We start from the raw sequence: 23,833 nt of genomic DNA, 5'->3' as shown, positions 1-23,833 counted from the left end.
CTTAGCCAAGGTCAGCGCAGCATATGTAAGCTCGGATTGGCGCGTGTCGGTGTTTTTTTGTTTGCTGCCTGTGTTTCTCCGTGATTGAGTTTAAACACACTCACAATACCTGCCAGTCCCGCCGCCTGATCGTTCAGTGCCTGTGCTGCTGCCGATGCCTGCTCTACCAGTGCTGAGTTTTGCTGCGTCATATTGTCCATCTCGACAATCGCATTATTTACCTGCTCTATGCCGGAACTTTGCTCCTGACTTGCTGCTGAGATCTCGGCAACAATATCCGTCACTTGCTTGACGCTGGCGACTACTTTTTGCATTGTGGCGCCCGCCATTTCGACTAATTTTCCTCCGGCATCGACTTTTTCGGCAGAGTTGTCGATTAGTACCTTGATCTCTTTCGCTGCCGCTGCGGAGCGTTGTGCGAGGTTGCGGACCTCACTGGCGACGACTGCGAAACCACGTCCCTGTTCGCCAGCACGGGCGGCTTCGACCGCCGCATTCAGCGCCAGAATATTGGTCTGGAATGCGATGCCGTCAATCACGCTGATGATGTCGACAATTTTTCTGGACGATTCATTGATGGAACCCATAGTGTCGACAACCTGACCGACCACGGTGCCGCCTTGAGACGCTACTTCAGAGGCAGAAATGGCCAGCTGATTTGCTTGTTTCGCGTTGTCAGCATTTTGTCTGACTGTCGACGTGAGTTCTTCCATCGTCGAAGCGGTTTCCTCTAGCGATCCGGCCTGTTGTTCTGTCCTGGAGGATAAGTCCAGATTGCCGGCGGCGATTTCGCTCGATGCCGTCGTGACCGACTCTGCTCCAGTGCGTACCTGACTCACAATGCTGGCAAGATTGTCTCGCATCGTCTTGATCGCAAATAAGAGACTATGCTGATCGGATGCGCTGGTATCAATCTCGACGGTGAGATCACCTGCCGCAATTTGTTCTACGATACCTGCGGCATAATCCGGCTCGCCACCTAGTTGGCCGAGAATTTTGCGCAACATATGCCATGCCAGACCAGCGACGATAATCATCAATGCTGCGCCAATGGCTAGCAGGGTAAATGCCTGTTTCCAGAATTCATCATTGATGTCGTCAATGTAGGTACCCGTGCCAACTAGCCAATCCCATGGAGCAAATTTGATGACGGCATACATTTTTGCCACCGGCTCTTTGACTCCTGGTCTGGTGCCATCCGCTCTGACGATACCGATCCTGTCCTTCGTTAGTGCAGCGCGATAACGGTCACCTGATGTCTTCATGTCCTTTTGCGGTACGCCGATGCGGGATGCGTTGGGATGGACGTACAGCAGATCGCTCGTGTAGTCACGCACAAAAAAGTACAGATCATCTTTATGCAGGCTACCGATCGCAAGTTTGGCTTGTTTCTGTGCATCCTCTTTGCTGAGTTTGCCTGACTGTTCCAGCGCATAGGCTTTGTCAATCGCACCGCTTGCCATCTCTACCATATTCGAGATTTGCGCTACTCTCTCGGACATCATGGTCTGATGCAATGAATACAGCGACACGGACGCGATGACCGTGATGCCTAGTAATGTGCTGATACATAATAAAATGATGCGGGTACGGAGTTTCATTGTCGCCTCTCTTGAGCGTTTTTTTTTGGGTGTTATGTGGAGACTACATCAGTAAACACGGACATCCGACTTAATTTCTTGCAGTATCGTCGTGGAGATTTCTTCAATCGATTTTGCCGTAGAGGATAACCAGCGTATCCCCTCGCGACGCATCATGGCTTCGGCCTCATTAATTTCATAACGGCAGTTTTCCAGCGAGGCGTATTTGCTTCCCGGCCGGCGTTCATTACGTATTTCGGACAAGCGTTCAGGCGCAATACTGAGACCAAAAATTTTCGCTTTAAAAGGCGGTAAATTCGATGGCAGTTTGCCTCGCTCAAAATCATCGGGAATCAACGGATAATTTGCCGCCTTGATCCCGTATTGCATCGCCAGATATAAACTGGTCGGTGTTTTGCCCGAGCGCGACACTCCTACAAGAATCACATCAGCCGCAGATAAATTTTTGTGCGACTGTCCGTCATCATGAGCCAGAGAGAAGTTAATTGCCTCAATCCGGTTTTTGTATTCTTCCGAATCGGTCATATTGTGGCTGCGGCCGATGGTATGCGTCGATTTGACACCGAGTTCCTGCTCCAGGGGAGCAACAAAAGTCTGAATCAAATCCATGTGCATACCTTTGGATTTAAAGACGACATCGGCCAGATCGGCTTTAACCAGTGTGGAAAAAACAATCGGACGGTTACCGTCAGTGACCAGGGCTTCATTGATGCGACGTACTGCATCGTGGGCTTTATCTACGGTATCGATGAATGGCAGTCTGACCTGTTTGAATTTCAGGTCAAATTGGGTCAAAACCGAGTGGCCAAAAGTCTCTGCGGTGATCCCTGTACCATCGGAAACAAAAAATACCGTACGGTTGGCAGCAGGCATAGGGGTGTGTTGTGGATCAGGCATGGGGTGCTTTGTCTATGTGGTGAGGGAAATGCACAATAAAACTCTTTCTATGCATATAACAAAAAAGACGCTAAATTCTCATGGCGCATGGGCAAATTTTGCAGGACACCATGTAAAATGGGTGGCGATAGGTTTTCTCGTCTATGTATTAGTGTCTGAGTCTATTTAGTCTATTAGCGTCAAGAATAACAAAAAAACAGCGATGGACGAAGCAACACGGTGCAGTTTGTATAGAAAACAGCAAAGATTTCTTACCATCAAAAAGAGGTTGTTATGTCCAACGCAGCAAATACCGGGGCAACTTACGTCGCTTCGTTTGAGCATTTACGCATGACGGATGTTGAATCCGTCGGCGGAAAAAATGCATCTTTAGGCGAAATGATCAGCCAGCTTGCAACAGCTGGTGTCCGCGTGCCAGGTGGATTTGCCACCACAGCACAGGCTTTCCGCGATTTTTTGTCTTACAGCGAAAATGGCGGCGCATCACTGGCGCAGCGGATTGCCGACCGCCTGGCCAATCTGGATATTGATGATGTCAAAGAGCTGGCAAGAGCCGGTGCTGAGATCCGTCAATGGATTGTCGATACGCCGTTCCAGCCGCGCCTGCAGCAAGAAATCGAAGAGTTCTATAACCGGCTCGTTGCGGAATCAACTGCGGAAATGTCATTTGCCGTGCGTTCCTCTGCAACTGCTGAAGATTTGCCCGATGCGTCATTTGCTGGTCAACAAGAGACTTTCCTGAATGTCGTCGGCATCGACAACGTGCTGGAAGCAATGAAGCATGTTTTTGCCTCGTTGTACAACGATCGTGCAATTTCCTATCGCGTGCACAAAGGCTTTACCCACGCAGAAGTTGCGCTGTCTGCCGGTGTTCAGCGCATGGTGCGCTCCGATTTGGGGGCGGCTGGTGTGATGTTCACGATTGATACGGAGTCTGGTTTCAAGGACGTCGTTTTTATTACGTCCAGCTACGGTCTTGGTGAGACAGTGGTGCAGGGTGCAGTAAATCCTGACGAATTTTATGTTCACAAACCGATGCTGGAACTCGGCAAGTTACCAGTGATTCGCCGTAATATCGGCTCCAAGCTGATCAAGATGGAATTTACCGGCGAAGCCAAAGCAGGCCGCTCTGTGAAGACTGTCGATGTGCCGGTCGAAATGCGTAATCGCTATTCGCTGAACGATACTGAAGTTGTTGAGCTGGCAAAATACGCAGTCATCATTGAAAAACACTATGGTCGTCCTATGGATATCGAGTGGGGCAAAGATGGTCGTGATGGCAAACTCTATATTTTGCAGGCGCGTCCGGAGACCGTGAAGTCGCAGCAAAAAGCGACCGACGCACAACAACGTTTTAAACTCAAAGGTACTGGTACTGTTTTAGTATCCGGTCGCGCTATCGGCCAGAAGATTGGCGCAGGACGTGTCCGTGTGATTCATGACCCATCCGAGATGGAGCGTGTACAACCAGGTGACGTTTTGGTTGCCGATATGACAGATCCAAACTGGGAACCTGTGATGAAGCGCGCAGCAGCGATTGTCACGAATCGCGGTGGCCGTACTTGTCACGCAGCGATTATCGCGCGCGAACTCGGTGTACCTGCCGTGGTTGGCTGTGGCGATGCAACCGACATACTCAAAGACGGCACGCTGGTAACGGTTTCTTGCGCTGAAGGTGACGAAGGTAAAATCTACGACGGTTTGCTGGAAACTGAAGTGACCGAGGAATTACGTGGCGAATTGCCTAAGCTGCCATTAAAAATCATGCTGAACGTCGGCAATCCCCAACTGGCATTCGATTTTCAATCCGTCCCGAACGAAGGTGTTGGTCTGGCGCGTCTGGAATTCATCATCAACAATAATATCGGTGTACATCCCAAAGCGATTCTGGAATACCCGAACATTGATGCAGACCTGAAGAAGGCAGTTGAGTCTGTGGCGCGTGGACATGCATCCCCTAAAGCGTTTTATGTCGACAAACTGGCGGAAGGCGTGGCAACGATTGCCGCAGCGTTCTGGCCTAAAAAAGTGATTGTGCGTTTATCGGATTTCAAATCGAATGAGTATAAAAAACTCATCGGCGGCTCACGCTACGAACCGGATGAAGAAAATCCTATGCTCGGCTTCCGTGGTGCAGCCCGTTACCTGGCGAGTGATTTTGCCGAATCATTCGAGATGGAATGTCTCGCCATGAAACGTGTTCGCAATGACATGGGATTGACCAATGTCGAAATCATGGTGCCGTTTGTCCGCACCTTGGGACAGGCAGAAAAAGTAGTTAATTTGCTTGGCAAGAACGGTCTGAAACGCGGCGAAAACGGCCTGCGCTTGATCATGATGTGTGAAGTCCCGTCGAATGCGATTCTGGCTGAAGAGTTCTTGCAATTCTTTGATGGCTTCTCGATCGGTTCCAACGATCTGACTCAGCTCACGCTGGGCTTGGATCGTGACTCGGGTATGGAATTGTTAGCAGCTGATTTTGACGAACGCGATCCTGCGGTGCGTGCCTTGCTATCCAAAGCAATTGCTGCTTGCCGCAAGCTTAATAAGTACGTCGGTATTTGCGGCCAGGGCCCATCGGATCATCCTGACTTTGCAGAATGGCTGATGAAAGAGGGAATCGAATCCATCTCTCTGAACCCCGACTCGGTGATTGATACCTGGCAGAAGCTGGCAGCAGTAGCTAAGTAATACTGCCTGATGCGGCGAGGTAGAGCAGTGACTCGCCGCACACCGCCCGACAGTGATGGTGTAGCGATAAAAAGCGCGACTTTAATCAGGACATCTGATAATAAGTCGCGTTTTTTTCTTGTTGGTGCGCCGCAACAAAATTGCGCTAAACGGGATAGATAAAGCTTGTGATTTCTAAAATTTGGACTAGACTACCTGTGTCGGAACAGTAATAAAAAGAAAATCAAAACTTCCTCAGCATTCCAAGAAAAGCCCTCGCTACCATCCGGTAACGGGGGCTTTTTTGTGGGTAAATTTTGATAACGATTACCGATGATTGTTTCGATACCATCGTAGAGAATGATGAAATCAATTTAATAAAATAATCATAAAAATCACGAGATTTATAACAAGCACAATAAATAGAAATAAGGAGAAGTTAATCATATGAATGCATGGATGACATGGCTAGTGCTGGCAGGCGTAGTAGTGATACTTGAGTTATTTACCGGTACCTTTTATTTATTAATGATCGCAGTTGGTCTGGTGGCCGGCGCTCTGGCTGCGATACTGAGTTTAAGCCCGGCGATGCAACTGATCACGGTTGCCGTCGTCGGCAGTGTCGCTACTCTGGCACTGCATAACAGCAAGTATGGCTGGACCAAGAATCAGGATTCGGCTCGCGATCCTAACGTCAATATGGATATCGGTATGAGTATCCAGGTGAAGGAGTGGCAGGATCAGGGTAACGGCAAATACACCGCACGCACGATGTATCGCGGAGCGATGTGGGATGTGGAGTTGCAGCACTCGGCGGGCTATCCCGGCGCTTTCATTATCGAAGAAATACAAGGTAGCCGCTTGATTGTAAGACCTTCGTAAATAATTCGATCTGATCAATGTCTTGATAAAGACCAATAGCAGAATTACGTATCATCACTTAAAACAATAAAGGTAAGCATATGGAAAATATAGGAAGCGTCGCTCTGGTGCTCTTCGTACTGGCGATCGTATTCGTCGTTAAAACGATCAATGTCGTACCTCAACAGCATGCCTGGGTCGTCGAGCGACTGGGTAAATATCATGCGACTCTTGGGCCAGGCTTAAATATCGTGGTGCCGTTTATTGACCGCATCGCCTACAAACACGTATTAAAAGAAATCCCGCTCGACGTACCGCCGCAAGTTTGTATTACCAAAGACAATACGCAGTTACAGGTCGATGGTATTTTGTATTTTCAGATCACGGATGCGATGCGCGCTTCTTACGGCTCATCGAATTACATCGCTGCGATTACGCAATTAGCACAAACGACCTTGCGCTCTGTCATCGGCAAGATGGAACTTGATAAAACCTTCGAAGAGCGCGATCACATCAACACTACCATCGTGAACGCGATTGATGAGTCTGCCGCTAACTGGGGTGTCAAAGTCCTGCGCTATGAAATCAAGGATCTGACACCACCAAAAGAAATTCTGCATGCAATGCAGGCGCAGATTACGGCAGAGCGGGAGAAGCGTGCGCTGATCGCCGCGTCCGAAGGGCGTAAGCAAGAGCAGATCAATATTGCGACGGGTGAGCGCGAAGCATCGATCGCAAAATCCGAGGGCGAAAAACAGGCTTCGATTAATCGTGCCCAAGGTCAGGCTGCTGCGATTCTCGCAATCGCAGAGGCAAGTTCCGAAGCGATTCGTAAAACCGCGGCAGCGATTCAATCCCCCGGCGGCGCAGATGCGGTCAATCTGAAAGTCGCAGAGCAATACGTCAGCGCCTTTGCGAATTTAGCAAAAACCAATAATTCAATTATCGTCCCGGCTAATCTCGGCGATATGAGCGGTCTGATTGCGACCGCCATGCAAGTAGCCAAATCCCAAAAAGTCATCGCTAGCGAAGTAGCTGCACCGCGACGACCGTCCTGATGTCCTGATCCAGCGAGGAGTGCGACAGACTCCGCGCTACCCCGTAGTAACAATACCCAGCAAAGCAGTAAGGCAGGCGCTCACAAAGTGCCAGTCGGGCTGCTGCATTTCCGAACCATCGGAGTTAACTTGAAAGAGATATTCTCATGTTTGAAATTATTTTAGGCATCATCGTCTTTATAGTGATTATCCTTCTCTATACCAGCAATATACTGGTCTATATATCGAATGAAAAAATCGGTATCGTTGAAAAGAAATGGTCTACTTCCGGCTCTCTGGAACACGGTTTTATCGCACTGAACGGGGAGGCCGGTTTTCAACCCGAAGTCTTGCGTGGCGGTTTTCATGTGTTCTTTCCGTTCCAGTATGCGATTCACCGGCATGATCTGGTGACCATACAGCAGGGGACACTGGCCTACGTATTTGCCCGTGATGGTCAGGCAATGGCACCGACGCAGAATCTGGCATGCAACAAGACCGCGAATGACTTCACCGATGTGCGCGGGTTTCTGACCAGCGGCGGTCAAAAAGGATTGCAGAGAAAAATCCTGCGCGAAGGTACTTACGCGATCAATCTCGCTCAATTTGTGGTGCTGACGACAGATAAAGTATGCGCCTTGCCTTTGCCGGGTGATGGCAACGTCAGTACCGACGGCGAAGTAGTCGGGCAGTTGGCCGAGATGCTAGGTGAACTGCGTACCCGCAATGGCTTCCAGCCTTTAGTGATACGTGACGATAAGCTCGCTGTGATCACGACTCATGAAGGCCAGTCGTTACCTGAAGGTACGATCGTCGCACCTGTTGTCGGTGCTGATCCGCACGAGAGCAGTAGTTATCATCACGACTTTCAGAATCCCGAGGTATTCATTGAGTCCGGTGGCTACAAAGGCCGTCAACTGCAAGTGCTGGTCGAAGGTACGTATTATCTGAACGCTCGTTTCGCCACATATGAAATCGTTGAAAAACGTGTAGTTCCGGTTGGTTATGTCGGTGTCGTCGTATCCTATACCGGCAAGGCTGGCAACGATGTGACTGGTGACGCCTATCGTCATGGTGAATTAGTAGGCAGTGATGAAAAAGGCGTACAGGTCACACCTCTGTTACCAGGTAAATACGCATTAAATCCGTATGCCAAGCGTGTGATTGATGTACCGACTACGAATTTTATTCTGAAGTGGCAATCAGGCGCAGTCGGTTCGCATGAGCTCGACAAACATCTAAGCGAAGTGTCACTGATTACCAAGGACGCATTCGAGCCTGATCTGCCTTTGTCGGTCGTCGTCAACATCGATTATAAAATGGCGCCGCTCGTGATACAGCGTTTTGGCGATATTCAAAAATTGGTCGAACAAACGCTGGACCCTATGGTTGCTGCTTATTTTAAAAATATTGGCCAGGGCAAAACCTTGATTGAATTATTGCAAGAACGTTCGGACATTCAAGAGCGCGCCAAAGCCGAAATGCGCAAGAATTTTGAAGGATATAACCTGACTCTGAACGAGGTTCTGATTGGCACGCCGCGGGCTAAAACAGGTGATACACAAATTGAAGTGATCCTCAAACAATTGCGTGAGCGGCAGGTTTCCAGAGAGCAATTAGAAACCTATAAAACCAAAGAGACCGCCGCAGTACAAGAACGTATTTTGCGCGAGGCCGAAGCCAAAGCCAAACAACAGACCGCGATTACCGAGTCTGAGCTTGCCGTTAAAATCGCTGAGAACCAAGGTAGTGCAGCGGTACAGAAAGCAATCAAGTCTGCCGAAGAAGCACGCCAGGCAGCATCCGGTGCGGCCGATGCCAAACGTACGCTCGCGAACGCCGAGGCCTATCAGTTACAACAAGTGGGGGAAGCGCAGGCCAAGGCCACTCGCCTGAACGTTGAAGCCTACGGTGGACCAGAGCTGCAATTCCAGCAAACTGTACTGCTGCGCTTTGCCGAGGCGATAGAGAAAGGTCATATCGCCATGGTACCAAGCATACAAACTGGTGGTGGCGGCAGCGCCTCAGCAGTCGATGCTTTTCTCGCACTGGCTGCAAAAGACTTGTTGAATAAGAGTGAGAAAAAAGAAGTTGTGATCGCGTCGTAAGCTCTTCTCGTAGAAACGCAAAAAAAAGCAAAGACAAGCTGAGGAGCGAGTGTAGAAGCAAGCGCAGAAACGAGCTTAGAACCACCCCTCTCCTGCATGCGGGAGAGGAGGTAAGGTAATTGCGCTTGTAGTAACTGATGCGGTGACTGGCTAAGTCATTTCTGCCATTTGATGATCCGCATCAAACGCCATTGCATGCCAAATCGTTATGTTTTTTTCATGCCTGAGCTAATTTGAATTAAGATACGTCATTCCCTTAGTCAAATATCTTCATGATGAAATCTCGTCGAATTCTTCTAGCGCTTGTCGCAGTTATGATCACAATAGCGGTAGCAATTACCGCTTATTTTTTTGTTCAATCGACCCCCAAGAAGTCCATAGACAGTGCTGACGGAGTTGCAGCGCTATCCGGAGTTGATCGGACGGCAAACGGATTACCCAAAGAATTCAACGATATTCTTGCTGCGTATCGCAAAGTCATTGTATTGCTGGCAGATGAAAAAACTTTGTCGGTCAAAGAGAAAGCCGCTGCGAACCGTATAGGTCAAGCCTTGTTTCATGAGAATCTGGTGCGACTGGAGAATGTCGATGCGTATTTAAAAACAGTACAAGCGTATAAAACCACCGAGCGTGAAGCAGCATTTGACGCGATGCTGAGTTTTATCGAATCCGGTGATGGCTTATACGACGCTGACCGTCTGGCGTTTCAGGAGGTTTTGCTCAAATTGCAAAAAGCCATTGCCAGCGAACAGACTTTACCCGCGATCAAACTGCACAAGCGGGTCACTGAGGATCTTGTAGCTTTAAACGAGATCGAGAAAGAATACGACAAGGAACTCAAGGATATCTTTTCCCGTTTTGAATCGCGCTCGATTGAGCTCAAGCGCGAGCGCTGGGATGACTACCTGACCAAATTGCGCAAACTATATCCGCGTGAACAAATTCTGAAAGATTACGGCGTGATTTTGCCTTATCCGGACATGCCGGAAGTTGCTGGCAACTCAGCAAAAGAGAAAGAAATTTTCGGCACAGGTCTGCCGGCCAAAACCGTCGTACTGACTTTCGATGATGGTCCGCACTCAACCTACACCGACGAAATCGCAGCGATATTGAAGCAATACAACGTACCGGCTGTCTTTTTTCAGGTGGGGCGCAATGTCGGCAGTATTGATGCGCAAGGTAAAGAAAAACTGAATAAGAATGCGGATACCAGCAAAAAATTACTCGCTGCGGGGCACACATTAGCCAATCATAGTTTCAGTCATGCCTTATTGTCCAAACAAAATGGTGACAGCCTACATGCTGAAATTGCACAAACCGATCAGCTCCTGAAAGCAATCGATCCTGCACGCTCGTCATTGTTCCGCTTCCCTTACGGCGCGAAAAATAAAGAGGGTATGGAGATTTTGTCTAGCCTGGGATTACGCTCGGTGATGTGGAATATCGACTCCTTGGATTGGGCCGATCCGGTGCCGAACTCGATTGCCAATCGTGTGCTCGCCACGGTCGATAAAGAGCAGCGCGGCATTATTTTGTTCCATGATATTCATGAACGTACTGTCAAGGCTTTGCCTCTGGTATTAGACAGGCTGATCGCGGACGGTTATCGTTTTGCAGGATGGGATGGTAATGAATTTAAGATTGGCAAAGATAACAAGGCACCGGTAGAAAAACTCAATGTCACGACCGATTATCAAAACAGTTGGGCTGTTGTCATCGGGATTAACGACTATGCCAAATGGCCGAAACTGCAATACGCCGTGCAAGATGCCAATGCGATCCGCGACACACTCGTCAATCGCATGGGTTTTGCTGGTGATAAGGTGATCACGCTGACCAATGCTGATGCCACCAGAAATAATATTCTTGCGGTGTTTCACGATAAGCTAGGGCATGGCCAATTGAAAAAAGACGATCGTGTCTTTGTCTTCTTCGCCGGTCATGGCGCCACGCGCAAACTGAGTTCAGGCCGTAACCTTGGCTACATTATTCCGGTCGATTCTGATCCTGAGCAGGTTTCTGTCGATGCGATCCCAATGACAGACTTACAGAACATTGCCGAGAACCTGAATGCCAAGCACGTCTTGTTTGTCATGGATGCCTGTTACAGCGGACTGGGATTGACGCGCGGCAGTGGCAGCAGTTCGTTCTTGCGTGAGAATGCGAAGCGACTTGGTCGCCAGATGTTAACGGCCGGCGGTGCCGATCAGCTGGTCGCCGACGGCGGTCCGAACGGACACTCAGTCTTTACCTGGACGCTGTTGCAAGCCTTGTCGGGCAAGGCGGATCTGAATGGTGACGGTATGATCACCGCGACAGAGCTCGCCGCCTACATCGCTCCTGCCGTCTCCAGCGTCTCACAACAAACGCCTGCGTTCGGCAGTTTGCCCGGATCAGAGGGTGGTGAATTTGTGTTCGAGGTGCGTAGTGAAGCAGAATTTTTGAATGCAAAAACGGATCAGTTATCGGCCGACGCAATTGCGCTCAACAGCAAACTCGATGGTGCACGTGTCAAGGCGGGTAACGATACGACAATCGTCATCAAGAACCTGAACGGTGGCGAGCAAAAAATTGCCGCACCCAAACCCGCCGATGCCTCGTCTCGTCAGCTAGCGCAGCGCGCCAACGATCAAGGCTTGCAACATTATCGTGAGAAGCAATATGCGCAGGCAGAGGCGGCATTTACTGAGGCACTGAAATACCGGCCTGACTTCGGTCTGGCAGCCAATAATCTGGGCTTCGTCTATTTCAAACAAGAGAAATACGCCGAGGCCGCTCGCTGGTTTGAAAATACTCTACAAATCGATCCGTCGAGAGCCGTTGCGTATTTGAACCTGGGAGATGCCCGCGCTCGCCTGAACGAGAATGAGAAGGCCAAAGTCGCTTACAACAATTTCTTGCAACTGGCGCCAAATAGTCCGAGCGCAGCAGCGGTAAAAGAAGCCTTAAAAAAACTGAATTGAACTAAATCAAACTGGGTTAAATTAGTCCGCTAGATTAATGCAGTCGAGTTAAGTCTAGCCTTAGTTTTATCGTTCTGGCGAGAGTTGAAATCTAGCGGCGTCCTTGCCTATGCAGGGATGGTAATCTCAGGTTTTTGTGGCTGGATTGAATGGCATTACCAATCTGTGTCGTAGTTATGTCTTGCCCGATCCATGTTGTGTCCATCCTTCTGTATCCTTTGTAGAGAATTTACTAAACATCTTCATGCGATTGGATTTTTGATGAAAACTCCTCAACTCCCGCCATTGCGAAAAATAGTTGCGCTGCTATTGCTCAGCGGCGTCTTGCATCCCGCCGTTTCTGCCTACGCAGCACAGTCTGCGAGTGCTCAAAGTGAATTCACTGCGCCGCCTTTATTGCTCGCACAAAATTACGCAGATAAATTTGATGTCACGCGCTATCTGGTGAGTGAAAAGCTTGATGGCGTGCGGGCATATTGGGATGGACAGCAATTACGTTTTCGTAGTGGCAAAATAATCCACGCGCCAGCCTGGTTCACCGCGGCATTACCAAAGCATGCTCTGGATGGCGAACTGTGGATGGGACGCCGCCACTTTGATCAGGTGTCTGCAGCAGTACGCCGCCAGGAGCCCGATGATGCTGAGTGGAAGTCAATTAGCTATCAACTGTATGAGCTGCCAAACGGCGAGGGCGACTTTTCGCAACGGATTGCTAGCTTAGAGGCAAGCGTGGCAAAAGCGAATGTCGCCTGGTTGCAGGTATTAGCGCAGACACGTATCGCAGACAAAGCAAGCCTCAAGCTACAACTCGCGCAAGTTGTTCATGGCGGTGGTGAAGGTTTGATGCTGCACAGAGCAGATGCGACCTGGCAGACAGGACGATCCGAGTTATTGCTAAAGCTAAAACCGCAGCTCGATGCCGAAGCCGTTGTCGTCGCTCATGAAGCAGGGCATGGCAAATATCAGGGTTTGTTAGGCGCACTGGTCGTGCAAACTCCTGATGGGCAGCGCTTCCGCCTGGGAACCGGATTGAGTGACGCACAGCGCCGCGATCCGCCGGCGATCGGCAGCACAGTCACTTATCGCTATCGTGATCTGACTTCGACGGGGCTGCCGAAGTTTGCGAGTTTTTTGCGCAGCAGACCCAGTGAGTAGTGAGCTAGCGTAGCAGGCGAGGGATGACATTGACTGTCGCGTATCAGCAGAGGGGATTTCTGAAAACACTCCGTACCGCTTACGCCTGCTTTTCTCCGCTCTGTGCTCCGTACTCCGTGCCTCTGTGTTGAGAGGTCTTGGTTTTTGCCTAAGTCCTGTCAATGGGATTTTTTAATTTGGAGGTTTTTAGAAACTTCCGAAATAGATTGCGCAATGTTGATGCGCCTTTCAGACGATTTTTGCTCGCTAAGCCGCACCAGCATTGCGGATTGAGTTTTAGGAATTGTGTATTACATGGTAATCAGGATGATACAAAGCACCATCATCACCGGCTTTCAGCAAGCCTTGATCCCATTCGCCGATCCGCAGCGCGCTCCAGGTATGCGCGCTTATATGAAAGATCGCTTCGACTATCTTGGCATTGCTGCTCCGATACGTCGTCAAGCTGTCATGCCGTTGATCCGTGCGCTCAAGCCGTCAACTGCCACACAACTTTTTGAAATGGCAGATCAACTCTGGTCTTTACCAGAACGTGAGTACCAGTATGTCGCGATTGATCTGCTGGCGAAATATATTCCTGCCCTGACAGCGGCACCCCCGGCGGATACGATTGCGCAGCTACTAACGCTGGTGCAATCCAAATCATGGTGGGATACCGTTGATGGCTTGGCTGGTATAACTGGTGATGTGCTGAGAGCGCATCTCACGCCAGACAGGCGAGTGCAAGCCTTGATGGATACGGCAATTCAGTATCCTGATTTTTGGGTGAGACGCATCGCTTTGTTGCATCAACTTGGCTGGCGTGAGGCGACTGATGTCGATCGGCTCAGCCGCTATGCATTACTCTGCGCAGAAGAAAAAGAATTTTTTATTCGCAAAGCGATTGGCTGGGCTTTACGCGATTATGCCTGGCACGATCCTGATTTTATCCGTCAGTTTTTACAGGCACACCAAGAACAATTATCGGGATTGAGCGTGCGCGAGGCCAGTAAGAATTTACATAAACTCTGACCACGATCTGCACATCGGAATCGGGCATAGACATCACGAAAATACATCGTTCATCTTCGCCGTCTACCTTCATCACTAATACCAAACCACCACACCGCTATGGCACTCACATCCCTGCGCATGTATCTATCCAAAGTTTTTCGCTGGCAGCGAGGCAGGCAGGGCACAGGGTATGACAAAATGCTTTTGCTCACGGCACCCTGGCCGCTTCCGTTCGACAGCTACATCATCCGCTATCCCGACGGTACCGAAATCCCGCCGCATACCGATCCGATACAAAATGGACGTCATTACCGGCTCAATCTCATCCTGAAATCACCACGTTCCGGTGGCGATTTTATCTGTGCGACACCAATTTACAACTCAAAAAGAATCAAGCTATTTCGCCCCGACACCTGCGAACACAGCGTCACCCGCGTTGTTGGCGGAAGTCGTTATGTACTATCGGTCGGTTGGGTGCTGGGTCGGGTAACAAAATCCGGGTAGTCGCGAGTTTGCCTCAAACATCCTGGTTTTGTTTGTGTCACAAAATCAGGTGATTGTTTCAAAAGCGTGCTGTAACCCGGATTTGCTATTAGACCGCTATCGCTGCATATAAACGCAGATTGTTAGATGAGAGCGCTACAACTGCAATTGCGCCAATTGGCTGTAATTGGCTGTAATCGAAGATCCGGGTTTGCCAATATCCGGATTTGCCAATCCTTGCATTAACGCTGACCAATCGACGTCGCACCAAACAAGGCCTTCAATTCACGTGGTTGTGAGCGCCAGTATTGGCGCGGGGCGTCTACCGTGCCGCCTAATTTTGCTGCAGCATGCCAAGGCCAGTGTGGATCGTAGAGTATGCCGCGGGCGAGGGCAACCATGTCGGCTTGTCCGTCGGCGATAATCGACTCGGCGTGTTCTGCTTCTGTGATTAGGCCAACGGCGATGACAGGCACCTTGGTGTGTTGGCGGATCTGGGCTGCGAAACCGACCTGATAGCCAGGTTCGACCGGAATTTTTTGATGTGGCGAAATACCTCCGCTAGAGACATGGACGAAAGCGCAGCCACGTTCTTCTAAAGCTTTCACAAAGACGATGCTTTGTTCTGTATTCCATCCACCATCGACCCAGTCGTTTGCCGAAATCCGAATGCCGACAGGGGTGTCTGCGGGAATCGCGGCCCGTATGGCTTCGAATACCTCCAGCGGAAAACGCAAGCGGTTTTCCAGGCTGCCGCCGTATTGGTCGGTCCGTTGATTCGATATGGGCGATAAAAATTGGTGCAGCAGATAGCCATGGGCTGCATGCACTTCTATCGCATCAAGACCAAGTTTATGGCTGCGTATTGCGGCTGCGACGAAGGCATTTTTTACCCTTGTTAATCCGGCCTGATCCAGTGCAATTGGCGGAGTTTCGTGTTCGCTATGAGGTACTGCCGATGCCGATGAGGTCTGCCAGCCGCCTTGGGCAACCGGGATCAATTGCCCGCCATCCCATGGCGTCTGGCTCGATGCTTTGCGTCCAGCATGTGCGAGCTGAATTGCAATCGGCATTGCCGAATAAGTCCGCAACGCCTTTAGCACACGCGCTAATGCAGCTTCAGTCGCATCCGACCATAAACCTAAATCAGCTGGCGTGATACGGCCTTCCGGCTCCACGGCAGTTGCCTCGATAATTAACATGCCTGCACCGGACAACGCGAGACTGCCGAGATGGAACATATGCCAGTCGGTCGCCTGTCCTTCATCGGCAGAGTACTGACACATCGGTGCGATGATGATGCGATTTTTTAATGTAAGTGTACCGATAGAGACCGGTGTAAAAAGGGCGCTCATAGATGTTCTTTCTGTGCTTGCATATATAAATCTTAAAACTACGACTGGATGCGCTAGTCGAAGAGCAGTGACCCAGTGCTGGCGATTCGTGCTGCGCGATAGATGGTCAGCCGGTTGCCACCGAGCTCACGATCAAATGCCGATGGCGCTGCTTTCGTTTAAGCAGCGCATGCAATCTGTATTGTCATGAAGTGATCGCAACCTGATCAAAAATCCGGACTCAAGTATGGATCAAGCGGCCTCCGCCGAATGACCAGTTTTCCCAGGTGGTTTCTTTAAAGCAGACCATCACATTCTCAGAATCTAATCCTGCCAGAGTCAGTTTTTGCATCAGATCTTCTAAGAGTTTTTTCTTGACCTTGACGCTGCGACCAGCCGACCAGAGAATTTCGATCAGCACAAAATCGTCCGTGCGTGCAGAGCTGAGATCAGGGTAATGACTATCGTACCGAAAGTCGTCAGCATCCAGTTCCAATACCCGTTGGAATTTGTCCGTATCGGGTACGCCGGACGTGACTAAGGCAGAATGAATGGCATCCAGTACGGCGGATTTGAATTCACTGGATTTGGGTTTGCGGACAGTAAGTGTGATGAATGGCATACGCGTTCCTTAGGCTAACTGCAAAATAGGAACGGGTAGCTTAATCGATTATTCGGCACATCGCTCGAAGTGCAAAAGATCATGCCATTCGCCATGCAACTCAACGCTGCGTCGTGACTTGCCAAAGACGTGAAAACCATTTTTCTCCAGCACCTTGGTTGATCCGATATTGGATGGTCGTACCACAGCTTCAAGACGCCAAAGCTTGAGTGGGCCGAAGGCTTCTTGCATGATCAGTTGTACCGCCGCGCTGGCTTGCCCTTTGCCAGTTGCATGCTGCGCCATGCGATAACCGAGCGTCGCCTTGTTGTAATGCGGACGGACGATATTCGTCAGATTAATCCTGCCGATTAATTGCGCTGGAATCGTATCTGATGCCGTCGTCCAGATCAGATATTGAAACGACTTATCCTGCTCACGCTCAGTCTCGGCCGCATGCAATGAGGCACGCACACGCGCTGGCTGGTAGTAAGCGTCGGTACGACTGTGTACCCATTGCTCGAAATAGGCGCGATTCTGCATCTCAAAATCGAGCACCGCATCGGCGTGTGTGCTGCTTGCAGGTGTGATGATGACGGGCATGGTGATCGTTTGACGTTGTCGAGAGGGTGGAGTTTGTTACCTAGATGCGGCCTGACATGATTTATTGACGTAGAGATAGTTTTAGGTGGGATTGCGTTGCACTAATCGCATCTAGGCAGACTGAATCAGAGGCATGGCTCATTTATATTTCTCTTTGTTCGATAAGACGTGCAAAACCAACGCAAAAAAGCCGATAAGTCCAAACGTAAAAAAGAAAGCACCAAAGTAAGACTACGTGACCCATTGATCAACCAATTGTCCGCGACTAAGGTCGATTAGAGTTAATCCATCAAGAGTCTTCATATTTGTTATGACTTCTCCCGTACCAAATAAAACAGGGTAAGGAGCAACTTTAACAGTGACAGTTTTACCCCTTAAATACGAATATTGGCATGGATAACCAGCATTTAAAAAATTAGCCGCACAAAATATCCGGTGTGTTCCTACAAAAGTTTGTTCCGTATTTCTGCCCGATCTATTTTCGTAACTAAATGTTCTAACTACTGTTTCGGTTGGAACAAAATCGTTTGCCTCTGGATATAGAACTTGAATGCAAAAAAATTGCAAAGCCATTAAGATGATAGATGCAAATACGCACGATCTAATGACATTCGAAGGTTGTGGTTTTTTATTCAAGCCTGTCTCTCGTGCCACTTAGTCATAAAAAGTAATAGGAAATTTTGTTTAAAGTACCGCTCCGCACATTATTCTTTAAACTACTAAATCGGTTCGTGCAGGTACGATTACACTGCGCTAATCGTACCTACATAGCTGCCGTAGTGAGCCAGCTTCCTTACGACACAGCCTCCAAAAACTCCTGCTGCTCCAGCCAGTCTGCTTCTGTTTGCTCCAGCTCTTTCACTAGATACGCCTGATCCAGTAAGAGACCTTTTAGCTTCTCTTTGTTGGCATCGCTGTAGATGTCGCTGCCTTCGAGCTGGGCTGCGATGTCTTGTTTCTTGGTGTTGAGCTTGGCCATTTGCTCTTCTAGCCGTTTGATCTTGGATTCGATGGGTTTGCGTTGGGCGGCGAGTTTTTGTCTTTGCTCGGCGTCACGGCGCTTCTTTTCTTTGTCGTCGATTTGTTCAGCCACGGGGACTGGTTTTGCTTGTGGCAACGCGTCTTGTTTTTCTTTGGTTTTGGCTGGTAACGACGGGGCGGATTCTTTGGCGAGTTTGTTTTTGAACAGCCAGTCTTTGTAGTCGTCCAGATCGCCGTCGAATGGTAATAACTCTCCGTCAGCAACGATGATGAATTGATCCGTGGTGGCGCGTAGTAGGTGGCGATCATGGGAGACGACGACCAGTGTGCCTTCGAACTGGGCGAGGGCTTCGGTCAATGCTTCGCGGGTTTCCAGGTCCAGATGGTTGGTTGGTTCATCGAGCAGCAGCAGGTTCGGGCGCTGCCAGACGATCATGGCCAAGGCGAGACGGGCTTTTTCTCCACCGGAGAACGGGGCGATCGGGCTAGTGACCATGCTACCGGGGAAGTTGAAACCGCCGAGGAAGTTACGCAATTCTTGTTCGCGGACATTCGGTGCGATATGGGCCAGATGCCAGAGTGGTGATTCGTCATGGCGCAGCATTTCGACCTGGTGCTGGGCGAAGTAGCCGATGGATAAGCCTTTGCCCGTTTGCATAGTGCCGGACAGCGGGGCGATGTCGCCGACGATGGTTTTGATCAGAGTGGATTTACCTGCGCCATTGACGCCGAGCAGGCCGATACGCTGGCCGATTTGTAGGGAGAATTTGACGTCGGAGACGATCGTTCTTTCGGTAAAGCTGTGATCGGTTTTGGACTCAACGCGGTAGCCGCAATCGACGTCTTCCATGACCAGCATGGGGTTTGGTGCACTGAGCGGTTCGCGGAATTCAAACGAAAATTCAGCTGCTTCCCGCAGTGGTGCGAGCTCTTCCATTTTCTCCAGTGCTTTGATACGGCTTTGTGCTTGCTTAGCTTTAGAGGCTTTGGCGGCAAAGCGGTCAATGAAGGATTGCAGGTGGGCGCGCTTGCGATTTTGCTTGAGGATGGTGCCTTGGGCCAGAATCAGCTGGGCAGCACGCTGGCGCTCGAATGCGGAGTAGTTGCCCGAATAACGCTTGAGTTTGCGCTCGTCAATATGCACGACGACATTCACCACACCATCGAGAAAGTCGCGGTCATGCGAGATGATCAGCAGAGTGCCGGTATAACGCTTGAGCCAGTCTTCCAGCCAGATAATCGCGTCCAGATCCAGATGGTTGGTCGGTTCATCGAGCAGCAGTAAGTCGGATTTGCACATCAGGGCTTGCGCCAGATTCAGACGCATACGCCAGCCACCGGAGAAGCTGGCGACAGATTGCTCCATTTGGACTAGCGTGAAGCCGAGGCCGATCAATAATTGTTCACCGCGTGAGCGCACGGTGTAGGCGTCGGCATCGGCCAGTGCGCCATACATTTCGCCAATCGCGAGGCCATTCTCCGGTGTGTCGGGTTGGGCTTCGAGTTCGGCTAACTGGGCTTCGAGTTTGCGTAACGCAGTATCGCCGTCAATCGCGTAATCAATCGCACTACGTTCCAGTGGCGGTGTTTCTTGGGCGACGTGGGCGAGTTGCCATTTGGCGGGGAATTCGATGCTGCCCTGATCAGGATGCAGCTCGCCGCGCAACATGGCGAACAGGCTGGATTTGCCCGCACCGTTGGAGCCGATCAAGCCTATCTTGTCGCCGGGATTGAGCGTGACATCGACGCTATCGAATAAAGGCTTGGTGCCGCGCGCCAGGATGACTTGTTGAAGACGTATCATTGTGTACTAACTTAAAAAATGGGGAGTATCTGTTTAAAAATGCATAAGCCGCACATCAGTTGTGCGGCTTTGGTTGCTGCTAGTTGATACTGGTACCTAGTATCTGTTTTTTTGTGGCTGTGCGCCGGGTGGCGGATTCAGCTACGGGACGACGTTTTATCCGGTCAATTGGTCTGCATGGAGCAAAAATACCATGTCATCACCAGCACTAGTGGTGAGCCAGGTCAGACCCAGATCGCCAAATGCCTGTTCTGCAAACTCACGTTCGTTGCCGATTTCTACCATCAGAATACCGTTCTTGTTTAGTCGCTGCGCTGCACCTGCAACGATTTTGCGCACCAGATCCATGCCGTCTTCGCCGCCTGCCAGTGCGATTTGCGGCTCATGCAGATATTCTTGCGGGAGCTTGCCCATCGAGCCGGAATTGACATACGGCGGATTCGTGATGATCAGGTCGTATTTTTTCTCTGGTACATTGGTATAGAGATCGGATTCGATCAGGGTAATCCGGTTTTGCAACTCATAGGTGTCGACGTTGCGCTGCGCAACCGCTAATGCATCCTTGGAGATATCGACAGCGTCAATTTGTGCGTCAGGGAAGGCATCTGCCAGCATGATGGGTAGGCAGCCGGAGCCGGTGCACAATTCAAGAATGCTGGTAATCGCATCCGGATCCTGAACCCACGGAGAAAAATGTTCGGGGATTAATTCTGCAATGAAGGAGCGCGGCACAATGACTCGCTCATCGACGTAGAAATTGTAGGTGCCTAACCAGGCTTCATTGGTGATGTAGGACGCTGGTACCCGGTCGGTCGCCCGGCGTTCGATGACGGCTAAAGCGGCTTCGATTTCATGCGGTAACAGGCGGGCATCCAGAAACGGATCAATCTTGTCCAGTGGCAGTTTCAGTGTATGCAGCAGCAGATAGGCGGCTTCATCGAGTGCGTTGGCGCTGCCGTGGCCGAAGAATAATTTTTCGGTGTTGAAGCGAGTGACGGCATGACGCAATAAATCGCGCATGGTCAGGAAGATGGAGGCGGGCAGGTTGCTCATGTCAGCAGATTTTCTAAAGTACGGCGATAAATGTTTTTGAGCGGATCGATGTAACGCACCTCGATGTGCTCATCAATCTTGTGGATGCTGGCGTTCGGCGGGCCAAACTCAACGACTTGCGGGCAGATTTTGGCGATGAAGCGGCCGTCCGACGTGCCGCCAGTGGTCGATAATTCTGTGGTGACGCCGGTTTCTGCGTGAATCGCTGCACCTAGCGCATCGCTTAACTCACCTTTTGGTGTGAGGAAAGGATGGCCGCCGATGGTCCATTTGAGGTCGTAATCCATGTTGTTTTTATCCAGAATCGCATGCACACGTTGCTGCAATCCTTCGGCTGTGCTGGCGGTAGAAAACCGGAAATTGAAATCGATCACAATCGAGCCGGGAATGACGTTCGAGGCGCCAGTGCCCGCATGGATGTTCGAGATTTGCCATGAGGTCGGCAGATAATATTCGTTACCCTCATCCCAGACTTCGGCGACCATTTCAGCCAATGCCGGTGCGGCCAGGTGAATAGGATTTTTGGCGAGCTGCGGATAGGCGATGTGGCCCTGTATGCCTTTGACGGTCAGCTTGCCGGACATCGTGCCACGGCGACCGTTTTTGATGGTATCGCCCAGTTGATCAACCGACGTCGGCTCGCCAACGATGCAGTAATCGAGTTGTTCGCCGCGTGCTTTGAGCTGATTGCACACGACGACAGTGCCGTCGGTTGCCGGCCCTTCTTCATCACTAGTGATCAAAAAGCCGATGGAGCCTTTGTGGTTGGGATTTGCCGCAATAAATTCTTCGCAGGCGACGACGAATGCCGCAATCGAGGTTTTCATATCGGCGGCGCCACGACCATATAACTTACCGTCGCGATGTGTTGGTGTGAACGGCAGCGATTGCCATTGATCGACCGGACCCGTCGGGACGACGTCGGTATGACCGGCAAATACGAGCAAAGGCTGTGTCGTACCACGACGTGCCCATAGATTCGTGACGTCGCCGGATTGGATGGTTTCGCAGGTAAAACCGAGTGGGCTGAGCAGAGAAATTAATTCGTCCTGACAGCCTTTATCTTCCGGTGTGACGGAAGAGAGCGCGATCAGTTTTTCTGTCAGCGCGAGTGTTTTGCTCATGGCGATTACTTGAAAAGAGGTTGGTATTGTTGAGCCGAAAATCCGACTTCGATATGCGACGTTGTTGCTGATGCGGCAGAGTCTGTTTGCATCTGTAAAACCGGACGTTTAATCACGGATGGCGAGGTGATCATCAATGCGATGGCGGCATCGATATCGCTGACGGAGGCTTTTTGCTCATCCGTCAATGCGCGCCAGGTCGTGCCTTTGCGATTGATCAGAGTGTCGAGATCTTTGTGTTGTAACCAGTGTTGAATGGTTGCGCGATCCAATCCATTTTTTTTAAAATCATGGAAGGTGAATGCGATACCTTGCTCCTGCAACCAGGTGCGGGCTTTTTTGACGGTATCGCAATTCGGGATGCCATATAAAACGAGTGAGTGCATTCTTCTCTTTACATATTCAGTGTGAACTCGGTGAAAGACGCTTCTTCTTTCTTTTCCGGTTCGGGTTCTGGTGCGGACTGTGTCTGATCCATTTCATTGTTCAGCAGCCACAACAGGTTATTGGCAGAGTCTGCATTGGCCAGACCTTCTTCCTGACTGATCAGGCCTTCCCGGATCAAATGCATTAATGCACGCTCGAAGGTTTGCGAGCCTGGTGACAGACTTTTTTCAATCGCTTCTTTGATTTGGAAGATGTCGCCTTGCTCAATCAACTCTGCAACATAGCGGGTATTGAGCATGATCTCGACTGCCGGGCAGCGGCCGCCATCGATGGAGCGAATCAGACGTTGCGAAATAATGGCGCGAATCGATGAGGACAAATCTAATAACAGCGCATTGCGGTTTTCCATCGGGAAGAAGCTGATAATCCGGTTCAATGCCTGATAACTATTATTCGCATGCAGTGTCGCCAGAACCAGATGGCCGGACTGCGCATAGGCAATCGCTGCCAGCATGGTCTCCAGATCGCGGATCTCACCGATCAAGATGCAGTCCGGTGCCTGACGCAGAGAATTTTTCAGTGCGGTTTTCAGGCTGTCGGAGTCGGTGCCGATTTCGCGCTGATTCACAATTGATTTTTTACTGCGGAACAGATATTCGATCGGATCTTCCAGCGTCAGAATATGGCCAGTACGCAGCTCATTGCGATGATCGAGCATGGACGCGATGGTGGTTGATTTACCTGATCCTGTTGCACCAACGACGAGGATTAAGCCGCGTTTTTCCATAATCAGATCGGATAACACTGGCGGCAAGTGCAGCGTGTTCAGCGCAGGAATATGTCCGGGAACAAAACGCAATACGGCCGATACCGATCCGCGCTGACGGAACGCCGACAAGCGGAAGCGGCCAATCCCTGGTGCGCCGATACCGATGTTCAGTTCATTTTCGCGTTCGAGTTGCTGCATGTGCTCCGGGGCGACCACTTCACTCAGCAGTGACAAGATATTCGCCTGATCCATTTTCTGCTGATTAATCGGCAGCAGGTTGCCGTTAATTTTTAGATGGATGGGCGAGTTCATGGCGAAAAACATGTCAGACGCCTGTTTTTCTTTCATCAACTGGAATAAGCGATCCATTGCCATGGTGTGTCCCTATTCAAAAACGATTCAAAAACGA

General features: G+C 50.3%; 18 protein-coding genes. 8 read left to right on the top strand and 10 right to left on the bottom strand.

All coding sequences use genetic code 11. The features are described 5' to 3' along the window. Nucleotides 1-11: 11 nt before the first annotated feature. The gene (locus ACO0K3_RS03400; RefSeq protein ID WP_422981871.1) at nucleotides 12-1,601 is read right to left on the bottom strand and encodes a methyl-accepting chemotaxis protein; all 1,590 of its coding nucleotides are present in this window, start codon (nucleotides 1,599-1,601) and stop codon (nucleotides 12-14) included. Between the two features lie 48 nt (nucleotides 1,602-1,649). Beyond that, nucleotides 1,650-2,498, bottom strand: coding sequence for a posphoenolpyruvate synthetase regulatory kinase/phosphorylase PpsR (gene ppsR / locus ACO0K3_RS03395; RefSeq protein ID WP_422956678.1), 849 nt, complete (start codon nucleotides 2,496-2,498; stop codon nucleotides 1,650-1,652). A gap of 273 nt (nucleotides 2,499-2,771) precedes the next feature. Between ppsR and ppsA the strand changes: the two genes are divergently transcribed. The 8 genes from ppsA to ACO0K3_RS03355 all read left to right on the top strand — a co-directional run bounded on the left by ppsA (nucleotide 2,772) and on the right by ACO0K3_RS03355 (nucleotide 14,789). Further along, nucleotides 2,772-5,189, top strand: coding sequence for a phosphoenolpyruvate synthase (gene ppsA, locus ACO0K3_RS03390; protein ID WP_422981869.1), 2,418 nt, complete (start codon nucleotides 2,772-2,774; stop codon nucleotides 5,187-5,189). Between the two features lie 426 nt (nucleotides 5,190-5,615). Further along, entirely contained in the window at nucleotides 5,616-6,050 is a 435-nt protein-coding gene (locus tag ACO0K3_RS03385) for an NfeD family protein (RefSeq protein ID WP_422981867.1), read from the top strand. Nucleotides 6,051-6,130: 80 nt separating this feature from the next. Continuing rightward, complete coding sequence (locus ACO0K3_RS03380; RefSeq protein ID WP_422956681.1) at nucleotides 6,131-7,087, top strand: SPFH domain-containing protein; 957 nt, start codon at nucleotides 6,131-6,133, stop codon at nucleotides 7,085-7,087. 146 nt (nucleotides 7,088-7,233) lie between these two features. Continuing rightward, a complete protein-coding gene (locus tag ACO0K3_RS03375; RefSeq protein WP_422981865.1) occupies nucleotides 7,234-9,174 on the top strand; it encodes an SPFH domain-containing protein in 1,941 nt (646 codons plus the stop codon). A gap of 314 nt (nucleotides 9,175-9,488) precedes the next feature. Beyond that, a complete protein-coding gene (locus ACO0K3_RS03370) occupies nucleotides 9,489-12,137 on the top strand; it encodes a polysaccharide deacetylase family protein (protein WP_422981863.1) in 2,649 nt (882 codons plus the stop codon). 261 nt (nucleotides 12,138-12,398) lie between these two features. Further along, nucleotides 12,399-13,292, top strand: coding sequence for a DNA ligase (locus tag ACO0K3_RS03365; RefSeq protein ID WP_422981861.1), 894 nt, complete (start codon nucleotides 12,399-12,401; stop codon nucleotides 13,290-13,292). 306 nt (nucleotides 13,293-13,598) lie between these two features. Continuing rightward, entirely contained in the window at nucleotides 13,599-14,303 is a 705-nt protein-coding gene (locus tag ACO0K3_RS03360) for a DNA alkylation repair protein (protein ID WP_422981859.1), read from the top strand. Nucleotides 14,304-14,402: 99 nt separating this feature from the next. Next, nucleotides 14,403-14,789, top strand: coding sequence for a 2OG-Fe(II) oxygenase (locus ACO0K3_RS03355; protein WP_422981857.1), 387 nt, complete (start codon nucleotides 14,403-14,405; stop codon nucleotides 14,787-14,789). A gap of 221 nt (nucleotides 14,790-15,010) precedes the next feature. Here the strand turns inward: ACO0K3_RS03355 and ACO0K3_RS03350 are convergent, their stop codons facing one another. The 8 genes from ACO0K3_RS03350 to ACO0K3_RS03315 all read right to left on the bottom strand — a co-directional run bounded on the left by ACO0K3_RS03350 (nucleotide 15,011) and on the right by ACO0K3_RS03315 (nucleotide 23,799). Continuing rightward, the gene (locus ACO0K3_RS03350) at nucleotides 15,011-16,123 is read right to left on the bottom strand and encodes an NADH:flavin oxidoreductase/NADH oxidase (RefSeq protein WP_422981855.1); all 1,113 of its coding nucleotides are present in this window, start codon (nucleotides 16,121-16,123) and stop codon (nucleotides 15,011-15,013) included. A 220-nt stretch (nucleotides 16,124-16,343) separates the two neighbouring features. Then, a complete protein-coding gene (locus ACO0K3_RS03345; protein WP_422981853.1) occupies nucleotides 16,344-16,724 on the bottom strand; it encodes a tautomerase family protein in 381 nt (126 codons plus the stop codon). A 48-nt stretch (nucleotides 16,725-16,772) separates the two neighbouring features. After that, entirely contained in the window at nucleotides 16,773-17,306 is a 534-nt protein-coding gene (locus ACO0K3_RS03340) for a GNAT family N-acetyltransferase (protein ID WP_422981851.1), read from the bottom strand. Between the two features lie 793 nt (nucleotides 17,307-18,099). Then, nucleotides 18,100-20,091 carry an ATP-binding cassette domain-containing protein gene (locus ACO0K3_RS03335; RefSeq protein WP_422981849.1) on the bottom strand — a complete coding sequence of 664 codons (1,992 nt, stop codon included), beginning with the start codon at nucleotides 20,089-20,091 and terminating at the stop codon, nucleotides 18,100-18,102. 156 nt (nucleotides 20,092-20,247) lie between these two features. Beyond that, nucleotides 20,248-21,144, bottom strand: coding sequence for a 50S ribosomal protein L3 N(5)-glutamine methyltransferase (gene prmB, locus ACO0K3_RS03330; protein WP_422981847.1), 897 nt, complete (start codon nucleotides 21,142-21,144; stop codon nucleotides 20,248-20,250). Then, nucleotides 21,141-22,268 (bottom strand): succinyl-diaminopimelate desuccinylase, encoded by a 1,128-nt coding sequence (gene dapE, locus ACO0K3_RS03325; RefSeq protein ID WP_422981845.1) that lies wholly within the window; start codon nucleotides 22,266-22,268, stop codon nucleotides 21,141-21,143. Before dapE ends, prmB begins: the two co-directional genes overlap by 4 nt. 5 nt (nucleotides 22,269-22,273) lie before the next feature. After that, the gene (locus ACO0K3_RS03320) at nucleotides 22,274-22,654 is read right to left on the bottom strand and encodes an ArsC family reductase (protein WP_422981843.1); all 381 of its coding nucleotides are present in this window, start codon (nucleotides 22,652-22,654) and stop codon (nucleotides 22,274-22,276) included. An 8-nt stretch (nucleotides 22,655-22,662) separates the two neighbouring features. Then, complete coding sequence (locus ACO0K3_RS03315; protein ID WP_422956698.1) at nucleotides 22,663-23,799, bottom strand: PilT/PilU family type 4a pilus ATPase; 1,137 nt, start codon at nucleotides 23,797-23,799, stop codon at nucleotides 22,663-22,665. Between the last annotated feature and the right edge of the window lie 34 nt (nucleotides 23,800-23,833).

The organism is Undibacterium sp. Rencai35W (assembly GCF_049340185.1).
Lineage (GTDB): Bacteria > Pseudomonadota > Gammaproteobacteria > Burkholderiales > Burkholderiaceae_D > Undibacterium.
The sequence above is the reverse complement of the archived record's forward strand: the minus strand, read 5'-3'. Positions and strand labels throughout refer to the sequence as shown.

Excerpts from the sequence above, each read along its gene's own strand:
- ACO0K3_RS03400 (WP_422981871.1), bottom strand. The coding sequence starts at position 1,601 with ATGAAACTCCGTACCCGCATCATTTTATTATGTATCAGCACATTACTA.
- ACO0K3_RS03320 (WP_422981843.1), bottom strand. The coding sequence starts at position 22,654 with ATGCACTCACTCGTTTTATATGGCATCCCGAATTGCGATACCGTCAAA.
- ACO0K3_RS03350 (WP_422981855.1), bottom strand. The coding sequence starts at position 16,123 with ATGAGCGCCCTTTTTACACCGGTCTCTATCGGTACACTTACATTAAAA.
- ACO0K3_RS03375 (WP_422981865.1), top strand. The coding sequence starts at position 7,234 with ATGTTTGAAATTATTTTAGGCATCATCGTCTTTATAGTGATTATCCTT.
- ACO0K3_RS03370 (WP_422981863.1), top strand. The coding sequence starts at position 9,489 with ATGATCACAATAGCGGTAGCAATTACCGCTTATTTTTTTGTTCAATCG.
- ACO0K3_RS03380 (WP_422956681.1), top strand. The coding sequence starts at position 6,131 with ATGGAAAATATAGGAAGCGTCGCTCTGGTGCTCTTCGTACTGGCGATC.
- ACO0K3_RS03345 (WP_422981853.1), bottom strand. The coding sequence starts at position 16,724 with ATGCCATTCATCACACTTACTGTCCGCAAACCCAAATCCAGTGAATTC.
- ACO0K3_RS03340 (WP_422981851.1), bottom strand. The coding sequence starts at position 17,306 with ATGCCCGTCATCATCACACCTGCAAGCAGCACACACGCCGATGCGGTG.
- dapE (WP_422981845.1), bottom strand. The coding sequence starts at position 22,268 with ATGAGCAAAACACTCGCGCTGACAGAAAAACTGATCGCGCTCTCTTCC.
- ppsA (WP_422981869.1), top strand. The coding sequence starts at position 2,772 with ATGTCCAACGCAGCAAATACCGGGGCAACTTACGTCGCTTCGTTTGAG.
- ACO0K3_RS03360 (WP_422981859.1), top strand. The coding sequence starts at position 13,599 with ATGATACAAAGCACCATCATCACCGGCTTTCAGCAAGCCTTGATCCCA.
- ACO0K3_RS03365 (WP_422981861.1), top strand. The coding sequence starts at position 12,399 with ATGAAAACTCCTCAACTCCCGCCATTGCGAAAAATAGTTGCGCTGCTA.
- ppsR (WP_422956678.1), bottom strand. The coding sequence starts at position 2,498 with ATGCCTGATCCACAACACACCCCTATGCCTGCTGCCAACCGTACGGTA.
- ACO0K3_RS03335 (WP_422981849.1), bottom strand. The coding sequence starts at position 20,091 with ATGATACGTCTTCAACAAGTCATCCTGGCGCGCGGCACCAAGCCTTTA.
- prmB (WP_422981847.1), bottom strand. The coding sequence starts at position 21,144 with ATGAGCAACCTGCCCGCCTCCATCTTCCTGACCATGCGCGATTTATTG.
- ACO0K3_RS03315 (WP_422956698.1), bottom strand. The coding sequence starts at position 23,799 with ATGGCAATGGATCGCTTATTCCAGTTGATGAAAGAAAAACAGGCGTCT.
- ACO0K3_RS03385 (WP_422981867.1), top strand. The coding sequence starts at position 5,616 with ATGAATGCATGGATGACATGGCTAGTGCTGGCAGGCGTAGTAGTGATA.
- ACO0K3_RS03355 (WP_422981857.1), top strand. The coding sequence starts at position 14,403 with ATGGCACTCACATCCCTGCGCATGTATCTATCCAAAGTTTTTCGCTGG.